This window comes from Eubacterium barkeri (genome assembly GCF_900107125.1).
GTDB classification, from domain to species: domain Bacteria; phylum Bacillota; class Clostridia; order Eubacteriales; family Eubacteriaceae; genus Eubacterium_O; species Eubacterium_O barkeri.
Genome location: NZ_FNOU01000004.1, coordinates 97,508 through 110,933 on the forward strand (window position 1 = coordinate 97,508; position 13,426 = coordinate 110,933).

Sequence of the window (13,426 nt, forward strand, 5' to 3'; positions counted from 1 at the left end):
GGTTCGGTCATTATAATATTTTGTTTTCACATGATAAAGTTTTCATTAAGAAAAGAGCCATTGCCGAAGCAATGGCTCTTCAAGAAACGCTTTACGCTTCCTCAAACTGCGAATTATACAAATCAGCATAGAATCCACTTTGGGCTAAAAGCTCCGTATGGGTGCCCTGCTCCACAATATCCCCATCCTTAAGGACAAGGATCAAATCGGCATTTTTAATGGTGGACAGCCGATGGGCGATGACAAAGCTGGTCCGGCCCACCATGAGGTTATCCATGGCTTTTTGAATAAGGGACTCGGTCCGGGTATCCACAGAGCTGGTGGCTTCATCCAGAATTAAAATCTTGGGATCGGCCAGAACCGCCCGGGCGATAGTCAGCAGCTGTTTTTGACCCTGGGAGACATTATTGGCGTCTTCACCTAACACCATGTTGTAGCCATCGGGCAGGGTGTGGACGAAGTGGTCCACCTGGGCAATTTTGGCGGCCCGTTCCACCTCGGCATCCGAGGCACCCAGCTTGCCGTAGCGGATATTATCGGCGATGGTGCCGTTGTACAGCCAGGTATCCTGAAGGACCATACCAAAGAGATGGCGGAGGTCATTTCGGCGGAAATCCATAATATTATGGCCATCAATTTTGATGGTACCGGCATCCACATCATAAAATCGCATGAGCAGCTTAACCAAAGTCGTTTTGCCTGCTCCAGTGGGCCCAACAATGGCAATTTTCTTGCCCTGTTCCACCTGGGCTGAGAAATCCTTGATGATGGTTTTATCAGGAGTATAGCCAAAGCGAACATGGTCAAAGGAGACGGAGCCCTCAATACCCTCGGGATTCACAGGATCCAGGGAATCGGGAACCTCTTCTTCCTCCTCAAGGAAGGTAAAGACCCGCTCTGCTGCCGCCATGGTCATTTGCAGAATATTGGAAATATTGGCAATTTGGGTGATGGGCTGGTTAAACTGGCGGACATATTGGATGAAGGCCTGAATATCCCCCACGGTCAGCGCACTGTTCACCGCCAGCCATCCCCCTAAAATACACACGGCCACATAGCCCAGATTCCCGATAAAGGTCATGACCGGCATCATCAGGCCGGATAAAAACTGAGATTTCCAGGCTGAGGTGTACAGGGTATTATTGTAGTGGTCGAAGGTTTCAAAGGCCGCTTCTTCATTATTAAAGGCCTGGACCACGGTGTGGCCGCCATAGGTTTCTTCGATGGTCCCGTTGATATGTCCCAGATATTCCTGCTGACGGCCAAAGTGGACCTGGGATTTTTTAACCACCATAATAATGAAGATAAAGGATAAGGGGATGATGCACAGAGCCACCAGGGTCATTTGCCAGCTAATGGAGATCATCATCACCAGAATACCGATGAGGGTGGTCACCGAGGTGATAATCTGGGTGAGACTTTGGTTTAAAGTCTGGTTGATGGTTTCAATATCGTTGGTCAGGAAGGAGAGCACTTCCCCATAGGTCGTTTTGTCAAAATATTTAAAGGGTAAGCGGTTAATCTTAGCGAAAACATCCTCCCGAAGGCGATAGGTCACCTTCATGGAGATACCGGTCATAATGTATCCCTGGATGTAAGAAAACAGGGCGGAGATCAGGTAAAGTCCCACTAAAATCAGGATGATTTTTCCGATATAGTTAAAATCGATACCGGAGCCAGTATTGGCGATGATATTCATGACCCCTTCAAAAATCTTTGTGGTAGCCTGTCCTAAAATCTTAGGCCCGACGATGGTGAAGACGGTGGAGGCGATGGCGAAGATCAGAACCAAGGCCACTGCAAATTTATACCGTCCAAGATAGGCCACCAGCTTTTTGAAGGTACCCTTAAAGTCCTTCGCCTTTTCACCGGGTACCATGGCACCTGGGCCATGGCCACCACCCATGGGGCCTCTGCGGCGAGGACCGCGTGGTGTCGCATCTTTAGTAATTTTCTTAGGCATTGGCGAGTTCCTCCTCTGATAATTGTGAATAGGCAATTTCCCGATAGGTTTCACAGGTTTTTAAAAGCTGGGCATGGGTTCCTTTGCCCACCATTCGGCCTTCATCCAAAACGATGATTTGTTCGGCATTCATAATGGTGTTGATTCGTTGGGCTACAATGAGTACTGTCGCATTTTCGGTATACTCCTTTAGCGCGGAACGCAGGGCCACATCTGTTTTAAAATCCAGGGCAGAAAAGCTGTCATCAAAGATATAGACATCTGGTTTTTTTGTGAGGGCTCTGGCAATGGACAGCCGCTGCTTTTGTCCGCCGGAGACATTGGCGCCGCCCTGGGCGATTTCCCGGGCGTACCCGTCCTCCTCGGATTCAATGAAACCCGCTGCCTGGGCAATATCTGCGGCCACCCGAATATCTGCGTTCGAAGCATCAGGTCTTCCATAACGCAGGTTAGAGTCAATGGTGCCGGAGAACAGCACCCCTTTTTGAGGAACGTAACCGATGTGATCCCGGAGCTCATGGAGGGTTACGTCCCGGATGTCCGTGCCGTCCAAGGTAATGCGGCCAGCGGTCACATCATAAAACCGGGGAATCAGATTGATGAGGGTTGATTTACCGGAACCTGTCGAGCCAATGAAGGCAGTGGTCTGTCCGGGGACAGCCTCAAAGCTAATGGCGTAGAGAACATCTTCATCGGCACCGTCGTAACGGAAGCTGACATCGTCAAAGACCATTTTCCCAGGGTTCTTTCCCGGGAAGTGGACCGGTGTGACGGGGTCCTTGATGGCGGGTTCCACATCCAGGACTTCTGCGATACGATCACCCGAGACAGAGGCCCGGGGAATCATAATGAACATCATGGAAATCATGAGGAAAGACATGATAATCTGCATGGCGTACTGCATAAAGGCCATCATATCACCGACCTGCATGGTGGATGCTGCAATCTGATGGGCACCAACCCAGACAATGACAAGGGTAATACCGTTCATAATCAGCATCATGGCAGGCATCATAAAGACCATGGCCCGATTGACAAAGAGGTTATTCTGGGTAACCCGGGTGTTCTCTTCCTTAAAACGATCCTTTTCAAAGGCTTGATTGCCAAAGGCCCGGATAACGGACATACCGTTTAAGTTTTCCCGCATGACCAGATTCAGGCGGTCCACCAGTTTTTGGATAATCTTAAATCGAGGCATGACCAATGAGAAGACGATACTGATCATTCCAATAAGCACAAGGACGGCTACGGCGATAATCCAGCTCATGGAGGAGCTTTGACGGATAGCCATGATGATGCCGCCGATTCCCATAATGGGGGCATAGCAAAGCAGCCGAATCCCCATGATCAGCATGGTCTGGAGCTGGGTGATGTCATTGGTGCTCCGGGTAATCAGAGAAGCCGTAGAGAAACGGTTGAATTCAGAATTGGAGAAGGATTCCACCTTCTTAAAGATATCCCGCCGGAGGGTTTGGGAGGCACCTGCCGCAATTTTAGCGGAGAACAAACCGACAATGATGGCAGCGGTGATACCCAAAAGGGATAAGCCTAGCATGTACAGACCGATTCTGAGGATATACATGGTCTGAATATGCCCGGTATTCATCCCCAGTTCGGAGTAGAACATCTTGGTGAGCATGGCTCCGGTCTGATTCCGGGTGGATTCCGGTGTGTTTAAGGCCTTAGTTCGAGCCGCATCAAAGGCATCCTGGGGCAGTGTTTTAAGCATTGGGGTTAGCGGGTAAATTTGGGAAATGTCCATTTCGTCCAGATTTCCGCTCATGTTTGCGGCGCTAAAATCCATGGTATCCATTTTAGGGGTGTCCTGACTTTGGGCAGCCAGGCCACTGGGGGCCATGCCCATGGCAGCGGTTTTAAGCTGCTCCTGACTATCCTTATCCTGGATGAAATTGATAAAGGTCCAGTCCGCTTCACCGAAAATAGTATCTAAGGTGGACCAGCTACCCTTTGAGGTGTTGGTCAAAAGATAAACCGAATGATCATTGAGCAGCGGATAGTCCTTCTTCTGGGATTCAGTGGCATCCTCTGGTGTGATGGATTCATAGGCCTCAGATACGGTTTTTTGCTGATCTTCGGTCATAAAAGTGGTTATAAAATCATAACCATCGGCACTGATTGCCTCCGGTGCGGCATGCTCGATGCCCCCCTGTTGAATCCCGACATTGATAATATCAGACATGAAATTAGGCAGGTTAAGATCGGACATGGCCTGGATGAATAACAAAATGACGCACATGATGAGTAGGCCAGTAAAGGGTTTAAGATATTTCTTAAGCTTTGTCATTGATGTCTCCTTCTTTTGAATGGGATGTAATATGCTCGATGCCTTCATTATAGGCTTCCAATAATTCTAACAAAAGCCTTGACCTTTCAGATCCCATATATTGGGCAGCATCGTTTAAGACATCGATACCGGGAAAGCGGCTGTTGGCTACAACAGCCATTCCGGTATCGGTAGGCTGTACCAGGATAAGTCGCCGATCCTCGGGGGAGGTGAGGCGTTGGATGAATGCTCTCTCCTCCAGTGCTCTTAAAATCTGGGAGATATTTGATTTAGAGGTATGGCTCATTTGGCAAAGGGTAGAAACGGGAATGCCGGTGCTTTTGGGATCTGCGGCCATCCAGGATCGGGAGAGCTGCCAGAGCAGGGTGAATTCGCTTAAGCGCAGTCCATGGTACTGGTCATCATCCTTTAAAGTATAGGAAAAAACCGTTTTTTTGATTTGGTGGAGGATATGGAAAAGCTGTTCACCAAAACTGAGTTGTGATTGCATAGGGCTCCTTTCATTGATACGGATTAATATTTAAGTTACTAAAATATTTAGATGCTTAAAAATTATACGCCTAAGAGAATATTTGTCAAGGACTATAAAAAATAGTGTATAATAGACTTAAGAAATCAAATGGAGGTAAGGACCGTGGAGAGAATAAGCATCAGTGAAATTGAAGGCTTTCGGATTGGAAATGCCCAGGACCTGGAGGGTGGAACGGGTTGTACTGTTATCCTGTGTGATGAAGGAATGGCGGCGGGATTAGATATCCGGGGTGGTGGTCCGGCCTCCCGGGAAAGTGGATTACTTGAACCCCGGGCAGCCGCCCAGGCCATTCATGGCCTGGTTCTCTCTGGTGGTTCTGCCTTTGGCCTGGGGGCGGCTGGGGGTGTGATGGATTATTTTAAGGAACGGGGGATAGGTTTTGATACGGGGATTGCTCGAATTCCCCTGGTGTGTCAATCGGATATCTTCGATCTTGGGGTCGGCAGCCCCGAGGCTTACCCGGATCCAGGGATGGCTTATGCGGCTTGTTTAGATGCCGAAAAAAATGAACCCGCAAGGGGCAATGCTGGGGCCGGAATCGGGGCAACCGTTGGAAAAATCAAGGGACCATCCCGGATGATGAAAAGTGGCTTGGGAATCTATGCCGTTTCCCTGGGGAAATTGAAGCTGGGGGCCATCGTCTCTGTCAATGCCCTGGGGGATATCTACGACGCAGACACAGGGAGGAAGCTGGCCGGACTTCTTAATGCAGACCACACGGGCTTTGAGGATTCCTGCCAGGCCATGTACACTTTAACCGAGGCGACCCATGGGATGCCCATGGGGAATACCACCATTGGCGCCATCATCACCAATGGCCGGTTTAATAAGGTCCAGCTCGGAAAGATCGCAAGTATGGCTCACAACGGCATGGCCCGGGCGATCCGTCCCGTCCATACCTCCATGGATGGGGACAGCATCTATGCCCTATCCCGGGGAGAGGTGTCGGTGGATGAGGATGTTGCCGGAACCCTGGCAGCTGATGTCATGGCAAGGGCTATTGCAGATGCCGTTTTAAGTGCTACGCCTCTTTATGGACTGAAAACGGCAAAGGAGATACTTTGAAATTAAACTTGACAGATTGTAATAACCAGATTAAAATAATAAATTAGACTATTATGTAAAATTTGCAATTAGTAAAACAGATAAGAACAGGAGAATTATGAAGTTTACAGAACTCAATATAGACGAGGCCTTAAAAAAATCCATCGAAGAGATGGGATTTGAAGAAATGACCGAAATCCAGGAACGGGCAATTCCGTTACTCATGGAAGGGGGCGACCTCATTGGGAAATCCCAGACTGGAACGGGGAAGACCATGGCCTTTGCCATCCCGGCCATCGAAAAAATCGATGGGACCATGAAGCAGCCCCAGGTGCTGGTACTGCTCCCCACCCGGGAGCTGGCCCTTCAGGTTGCCCAGGAATTTGAAAAGGTCCTTTCCCATAAACCCCAGGTTCGTGTCGTGGCAGTTTTTGGCGGATCCTCCATGGAAAAGCAAATCCGGGAATTACGGGGCGGAGCACAGATCGTTGTGGGAACCCCTGGCCGAATTATGGACCATATGCGCAGAAAAACCTTGAAATTAGCAGAATTACAGCTGGTGGTGCTGGATGAAGCAGACGAAATGCTCAACATGGGCTTTAGAGAGGATATCGAGCTGATTTTGGATCAAATCGATCATCCCGTCCAGACCGTTTTATTCTCGGCCACCATGCCAGCACCGATTTTAAAGATAGCGAAGCTTTACCAGAAAAATCCGGAAAAAGTGGAAATTGCCCCCAAGGATATGGTGGCTTCTGGCATCGAGCAGAAATATTTCAATATTTCAGATCATCAGAAATTTGAAGCTTTAACCCGTCTGTTGGACGTGTATAAACCGAGTCGTGCCATGATTTTCTGCAATACCAAGCATTTTGTGGATGAAATTACCAATGATCTCCAGGAACGGGGCTACTCCGTGGATAAAATCCATGGGGATATGCGTCAGGAATCCCGTCATGCGGTTCTGCGCCGCTTCAGTCAGGGCAAGCTCAATATCTTAGTGGCAACGGATGTCGCCGCCCGGGGGATTGATGTGGATGATGTGGATATTGTTTTCAATTATGATGTTCCTGATAATGAAGAATATTACGTTCATCGTATCGGCCGGACCGGTCGTGCCGGTAAAAGTGGCCTCTCCCTGACCCTGGCCAGACGTCGGGATCAGTTTAAGCTGCGTAAAATTACCGATTATACGAAAAAGAGTATTGAACGGGACCTCATTCCTACCAGTGAAGCCATTAACGATATTAAGGTCGCACATTTTAAAGAGCGGTTTGCCCTGCGGGCTGAGGATGAATCGGATATGGTCCGTTATTTATCCATTGTGGATGAGCTGATGGATCGAGGCTATGACCCCCGGTATATTTCGGCGGTGCTATTACGCTCCAGACTTCCGTTAACGGATGCAGAGGATTTGAACGTTACCTTTGAAAATGCCAGAAAGCGTCGAAACCGTGACGATAAGGGCGAGCGCAAGGGGAAGGGCCGCAAGAATACCTTCGCACCAGAAAAAACCAAACGCCTGTTCATTTCAGTTGGGGCCAAGGATGGGGCGAAGAAACGGGATGTCTTAGGCGCAATTTGTGGAGAAGCGGGAATTCCTTCTTCAGCAGTGGGGGATATCGAAATGTATTCGAAATTTACCTTTGTGGATGTGGCCGATGAAGTTGCCAAAAAAGTTGAAAAACGGTTAACGGGTAAGAGTATTAAGGGACGCAAAGTTAAGGCGGAAATTACTAAAAAGAAAAAGAGTAAATAGTAGGAGGAATTGGATGGAAAAAGGGTATAGTCGGGAAACTAAGATGGGTGAAATGCCCATCCCCAAGCTTTTAGTATCAATGGCATTGCCGGCCATCATTTCGATGTTCGTACAGGCCATGTATAATGTAGTGGACTCCATTTTCGTAGCCCAGGTGAGCGAGAATGCCCTGACGGCGGTATCCTTGGCCTTCCCGGTACAGATGGTGATTGTATCCTGTTTTGTTGGGATGGGTGTTGGGATAAACTCCGGTATTTCCAGGCGGCTGGGAGAAGGCCGTCATAAGGATGCTGAGCAGGTCGCGGAGCACGGATTTTTAATCGCGATTATCCTTTCAGTTATTCTGGCTGTTCTCGGGGGATTGTTTTCCCATGGGTTTGTGACCCTTTTTACCGATAATCAAGAAATCATCGCGGGCTGTACCAGCTATTTAATGATTTGCTGTGTGTTTTGTTTTGGCAGTATCATTACCCAGGCGGGCTTTTCCATGCTCCAGGGATCAGGGGATATGATTCAGCCGATGATTGGCCAATTGATTGGGGCGGTGGTTAATATCGTTCTGGACCCCATCATGATCTTTGGGCTCCTGGGTTTTCCGGCCATGGGCGTAACCGGTGCGGCTGTTGCAACGGTTGCCGGGCAAATCGTCGCCATGATTTATGTCCTGTGTGTCGTGGCCTTTCGGAAGAAGAATATCTTAAAGGTCCATATCCATGGGTTTAAATTTGACGGAACCATCATGAAGGATATTATAGCAGTTGGCCTTCCTGCTGCTGTTATGCAGGGGATTGCCTCCTTTATGGTCACCTTCTATAACCTCATCCTCACCCAGTACGGCACCACGGCCATTGCGGTGTTCGGCGTATTCTTTAAGGTACAGTCCTTCATCTTTATGCCGGTTTTTGGCCTGTGCCAGGGAGCCATGCCCATTTATGGGTATAACTATGGAGCCCGGAAAGCTGACCGGTTTTTACAAAATGCCAAGGTAGCCTGCATTATCTCAGAGTGTATCATGATTTTGGGCGTCGTGCTGTTCCAGTTCTTCCCAGAGCAGATTTTTAGAATGTTCAACGCCTCTGACGACATGATGGTCCTGGGGGTACAATGCTTCCGCGTCATCAGCTGGTCCTTTGTGACCGCAGGAATCTCCATTCCCCTGTCCAATGCCTTCCAGGCGGTGGGGAAAGCATATATCTCCATGTTCTCCTCCTTCCTGCGTCAGATGATTCTGTTACTGCCCTTTTCCTGGCTGTTCTCCTATCTGTGGGGAGTGGATTGGATTTGGCTGGGCTTCGTGGTTTCGGATGTCCTGAATCTGATTTACGTCGGCGTGATGTTTGTTCGTCTGAAGCGTAAGGAGTTGGATACCTGGGGACAGCATAAAGGAATGCTATCGGCACAAGGGTGATAAAAATAGGATACAATAAACTAATGATAAAATTAAAAGCCCTGGCGAAAACACCAGGGCTTTAATTTTTAGATTTATTCTTTACTACTCAATGGTCTTCAATTCCATATTAATGTTCTTCGTGACATCCTTACCGAACCATTTGTTGGATAATTCGGCCATAGTGCCGTTATCCTGGAGCTTTTTCAAGGTTTCGTTAATCTTGGTGGCAAATTCGGTATCGGCTTTACGGGAGGTAACGCCGATGGGTTCGTTGGACAGGATATCCGAGGTCACGGAGTAAACGTCCGGCTTCAATGCGGTGTAGAAGGAGCCGACAGGTTCATCGGTTAAGATATAATCGATGGTTTTACCTTCCAGTGCGGCGAAGGCATCCAGCATACCGTCGAATTGGGACAGCTGCATGGTGTTGCCATCTTTATTAATCATGGCTTGTGCCGCGATGTCTGCGGTGGTTTCCAACTGCACGCCCACTTTTTTGCCGTTGAGATCGGTGGCCTTGGTTGCCTTGGTGGGGTCATCGTTACGAGAGACGATGATAATGCCGTTGGTCAGATAGGGATCTGACATGTTGTAGCTTTTCTGACGTTCTTCGGTGATGCTGGTACCGCTGATGATGCAGTCGTACTGACCAGCGTCCAGACCGGTGAAGATACCATCCCAGGCGGTGGAGACCCATTCGGATTTTACGCCCAATTCTTTAGCGATAGCATCTCCCAGATCGATATCAAAGCCGACGATTTTATTTTCTTCATCCCGGTATTCCAAAGGGACGTAGGTGTCGTTCGTTCCAATCTTGAGCACACCATCTTCCAGGGGATCCGTACTCTTGGCTGTATTCCCCCCTCCGCAGCCAGCAAAGGTGAATACGGCAATCAAGACAAGCAGAACGGACAAACTAAATACTCTTTTTTTCATAAATTCCCTCCATTGTGTTTTCTTAATTATAACTTTAACGGCGCAAAAAGCCAAATAAAAAAACACCTTTGTGCAAGTTTATTCAAAGGTGTTTGAAACACTTAAGCTTTTGGCTCTAACATAACCCTTCGGATTTGCTCTAAATCATCGGAGGTCAGATCGGTTTTATCGAGGAGATAGGCATCGACATTGCCGTAATGTTCCTTAATATAATTGAGTTGTATTTTAAGCCATTCAGGCTTAACGCCAAAGAAATCCCGGATTTGATTCTTATCGAAATCGTCTCGCTCGTCTTCCAGCTCATCGGCCATAATGGAGCCAAGGGTTTGGAAGGCCTCGTCAAAGGTGAGGTTGGATAGGGTGTAATCCGAGAGGATGGTTTCCTCCGGAACGCCACAGATTAGCAGAATGAGGGCGGTCATGAAGCCGGTGCGGTCTTTCCCGTTGGTGCAGTGGTATAAAATGGGAGTTTCCCTCTCGGTTGCCAGCATCTTAAGGACTTTGGCAAATTCCGGGGCTTTGTTTTCCACCTGATAGGTGTAAATTTTACGCATAAAGCCGTCGATGGCATCGGGCTGGGTGAAATCCAGCTCGTGATGGCTAAAGGGAATACCCTTTAAGGTAGGGAGGTTGGTATAATCTGCGGAATCTGGCAGGCGGTCTGGTGTGCCTTTAGCCTTGCCCTCATCCCGGAAATCATAGACGTGCTTGACGCCCAGGTCATTTAAATACTCGACATCTGCATCGCTTAAATGGGCCAGCTCTTCACTGCGGATGACCTTGCCCCACTGGGTTTTACGGCCGTCTAATCCGGTGTAACCGCCGATATCCCGCATGTTGATGGTTTTTTCCAGCTGAATCAAACGACGCCCTAATTGGGATTCATCGCAAAAGATCAGATGGTCCTGATCTTTAAAATCTGTATGGTGAGATGGAAGGGCTGGGGTAGGAGCCTGGGAATCCATCATGCCCTCTTCCACACGACGTTGTCGTTTTTTGTGGATGAGATAGGGAACAGCAGCAGCGGCGGCAACCAGGGCGCCAAGACCGACAAATTGGAATTTTTTCATATCTGTCACTATACCTCGCTTCTTTATAATTAATAATGTGATAAAATTATTCTATCATAACTTGCAGGAAATGTCCTGCTTTTATATTTGAGAAAAACGGAGGTGGTATCGTGGAACCATTGGGACTCTATATCCATATTCCTTTTTGTGTCAAGAAGTGTCATTATTGTTCCTTTACTTCCTGGTGCCCAAGGGATGGGCAGCAGGTCCAGGATTATTTTAAGGATTTAAGAGAAGAAATTAAAAGCTACGCGGGAAGAACGAAGGAATATGAGGTGCGGACGGTTTATTTTGGCGGCGGGACACCGTCGGCCGTACCTGCAGATGCGATCAAAGAGACCATGGAAGCTCTGGGAAAAGCTTTTTCCTTCGATCCCCAGGACCCCCTTCTGGAGAAAACCATTGAAGTTAATCCTGGGAGTGGAACGGCAGAAAAGATAGAGGCCTACCGCAAAATGGGATTCAACCGGCTGAGCATCGGTTTACAAAGTGCCCAGGATCATTTATTAAAGGTTCTGGGGCGTGTCCACAACCTGGAGGATTTTAAGCTGGCTTACGGTGCGGCAGAGGCGGCAGGCTTTGATAATGTGTCGGCGGATGTGATGTTTGGGCTGCCGGGCCAGGGCCTCCAGGATGTTCTGGAAACCGTTCAGATGCTGGTAGGGCTTCCGATGATTAAACATCTATCCTGCTATAGTTTAAAAGTAGAAGAGGGAACCGCCTTTGATCTCTGGGAACGCCAGGGCCGATTGGCCCTGCCTGGGGAAGAACTGGAGCGGGAAATGTATCATCGTTTGATCGATTATCTTAGGTTACACGGGTTTGAGCAATATGAAATTTCCAACTTTTCGAAGCCAGGCGTTGAAAGCCGGCACAACAGCTCATACTGGGATTTAACGGATTATATTGGCTTAGGGTTAGGGGCGTCTTCCTTTTTTTGCCATAAACGCTGGTCAAATACAGCTGATTTTAATAAATATCATGTAGGGTTAGAGCAAGGATATCCGATTACTGAAGGGGAACACAGACTCTCGGATCGAGAAGCCCGGGGAGATTTTATGTTCCTGGGGCTAAGACGAAATAGAGGTGTGGATGATTTGGATTATCAGCAACGATTCGGCCGACATTTTTTTGATGATTATGCGAAGGAAATTCAGAGGTTGCTGGCGTCTGGACTCATTGTCCGGGAGGACACCCGAATTCGCCTGAGTTCACGGGGAATGGATCTGGCCAATCAGGTCTTTATGGCGTTTGTCTGACCTTAAAAGTTATTTAAAACTTGATGCTATTCTTATAGAAATCTGTTGACAAAGGTTTGAGCAGGTGTTATATTATAGTCAAGATATTAGCACTCACAAATGACGAGTGCTAATAACGGGGTGTAAGATGAAACTGAAAGACCGAAAACAGAAGATTTTAGAAGCAATCGTTAAAGATTATATCAATACCGCTGAGCCTGTTGGATCGCGGACCTTATCGAAACGGTATGATTTGGGCATCAGTCCGGCGACCATCCGGAATGAGATGTCAGATTTGGAAGAGTTGGGCTTTTTAGCACAGCCCCATACGTCCTCGGGGCGGATTCCAACCCAGAAGGCCTACCGTTATTATGTGGATGAGATCATGCAGATCCAAAAGCTGGCCAAGGTGCTGCGTAATGATATCCATCGGGGGTATTTGGATTATTCCCGGGAAATAGACAATACGATGCACCATACGGCTGAGGTGCTGTCCAGCCTGACGAACTATACGTCGGTTGTGTTAGCGCCAAGGGTATCGCGATTTAATTGTAAGCACGTACAGATCATTCCTTTGATCCGGGAACGGGTGTTAATGATTGTGGTAACGGTGGAGGGCATTGCGAAAAATATCGAAATGACCCTGAGCCGGGAAATTGATACTGGAGAAGCACTGAAGCTGAGTAACGTCCTGAACAGCATCCTAAAAAATATTGCCTTTCAGGAAATGGGAACGGAGCTGATCGATGAAATACAAGAGCTAAATGAAGAAGAAGGTGTTCTGTTAAGGGAAATCATGCCCGTCCTACGGGAAGAGCTTTTAGCGGAGGCTTCGAATGTTCATGCTGGTGGGTTGACCAATCTCTTTAGCTATCCCGAGTTCAATGATGTTGACCGTATCAAGAATCTAGTCAATATTATTGAGGAAAAACCACTTCTTGCCAATGTGCTTTCACAGCAAAATGGTCAACAGAAGGCTCTGCGTGTGACCATCGGTGAAGAAAACAGCGATGAAAACATGAAGGAGTTCAGTGTCATTACCACGACCTATGAGGTTGATGGTCATCCCTTGGGGGCCTTTGGCGTCATTGGGCCAACCCGTATGAATTATGATAAAGTCAGTTCTGTGTTGGAAACCATCCGGAACGAGCTTAATAGCAATATTACAAAATTATTAACGGAATAGGTG

The 13,426-nt window shown here is 48.0% G+C and carries 10 protein-coding genes; 5 read left to right on the forward strand and 5 right to left on the reverse strand.

What is annotated here, in order from left to right; translation table 11 throughout:
* Positions 1 to 91 precede the first annotated feature (91 nt).
* Genes BLU30_RS03920 through BLU30_RS03930 form a run of 3 tightly spaced genes read right to left on the reverse strand, consistent with a single transcriptional unit; the run spans position 92 to position 4,758 of the window.
* The gene (locus BLU30_RS03920; RefSeq protein WP_090243683.1) at positions 92 to 1,963 is read right to left on the reverse strand and encodes an ABC transporter ATP-binding protein; all 1,872 of its coding nucleotides are present in this window, start codon (positions 1,961 to 1,963) and stop codon (positions 92 to 94) included.
* Positions 1,956 to 4,268 (reverse strand): ABC transporter ATP-binding protein, encoded by a 2,313-nt coding sequence (locus BLU30_RS03925; protein ID WP_090243685.1) that lies wholly within the window; start codon positions 4,266 to 4,268, stop codon positions 1,956 to 1,958. Before BLU30_RS03925 ends, BLU30_RS03920 begins: the two co-directional genes overlap by 8 nt.
* Complete coding sequence (locus BLU30_RS03930; protein WP_090243689.1) at positions 4,255 to 4,758, reverse strand: MarR family winged helix-turn-helix transcriptional regulator; 504 nt, start codon at positions 4,756 to 4,758, stop codon at positions 4,255 to 4,257. Before BLU30_RS03930 ends, BLU30_RS03925 begins: the two co-directional genes overlap by 14 nt.
* 144 nt (positions 4,759 to 4,902) lie before the next feature.
* On the opposite strand from BLU30_RS03930, the gene BLU30_RS03935 reads away from it, so the two are divergent.
* The 3 genes from BLU30_RS03935 (at position 4,903) to BLU30_RS03945 (ending at position 9,011) form a co-directional block, all read left to right on the forward strand.
* A complete protein-coding gene (locus BLU30_RS03935) occupies positions 4,903 to 5,865 on the forward strand; it encodes a P1 family peptidase (protein WP_090243691.1) in 963 nt (320 codons plus the stop codon).
* A gap of 97 nt (positions 5,866 to 5,962) precedes the next feature.
* Positions 5,963 to 7,603, forward strand: a complete 1,641-nt coding sequence (locus BLU30_RS03940) for a DEAD/DEAH box helicase (RefSeq protein ID WP_090243693.1) — start codon at positions 5,963 to 5,965, stop codon at positions 7,601 to 7,603.
* A gap of 13 nt (positions 7,604 to 7,616) precedes the next feature.
* The gene (locus tag BLU30_RS03945; RefSeq protein WP_242873497.1) at positions 7,617 to 9,011 is read left to right on the forward strand and encodes an MATE family efflux transporter; all 1,395 of its coding nucleotides are present in this window, start codon (positions 7,617 to 7,619) and stop codon (positions 9,009 to 9,011) included.
* An 84-nt stretch (positions 9,012 to 9,095) separates the two neighbouring features.
* Here BLU30_RS03945 and BLU30_RS03950 read toward each other — a convergent pair whose 3' ends face one another.
* Both BLU30_RS03950 and BLU30_RS03955 read right to left on the reverse strand, forming a co-directional pair.
* Complete coding sequence (locus BLU30_RS03950; protein WP_090243695.1) at positions 9,096 to 9,929, reverse strand: ABC transporter substrate-binding protein; 834 nt, start codon at positions 9,927 to 9,929, stop codon at positions 9,096 to 9,098.
* A gap of 101 nt (positions 9,930 to 10,030) precedes the next feature.
* A complete protein-coding gene (locus tag BLU30_RS03955; protein WP_090243818.1) occupies positions 10,031 to 10,999 on the reverse strand; it encodes a tyrosine-protein phosphatase in 969 nt (322 codons plus the stop codon).
* 110 nt (positions 11,000 to 11,109) lie between these two features.
* On the opposite strand from BLU30_RS03955, the gene hemW reads away from it, so the two are divergent.
* A complete protein-coding gene (gene hemW, locus BLU30_RS03960; RefSeq protein ID WP_176770820.1) occupies positions 11,110 to 12,258 on the forward strand; it encodes a radical SAM family heme chaperone HemW in 1,149 nt (382 codons plus the stop codon).
* 127 nt (positions 12,259 to 12,385) lie between these two features.
* A complete protein-coding gene (hrcA, locus tag BLU30_RS03965; protein ID WP_090243699.1) occupies positions 12,386 to 13,423 on the forward strand; it encodes a heat-inducible transcriptional repressor HrcA in 1,038 nt (345 codons plus the stop codon).
* The last annotated feature ends 3 nt before the right edge of the window (positions 13,424 to 13,426 follow it).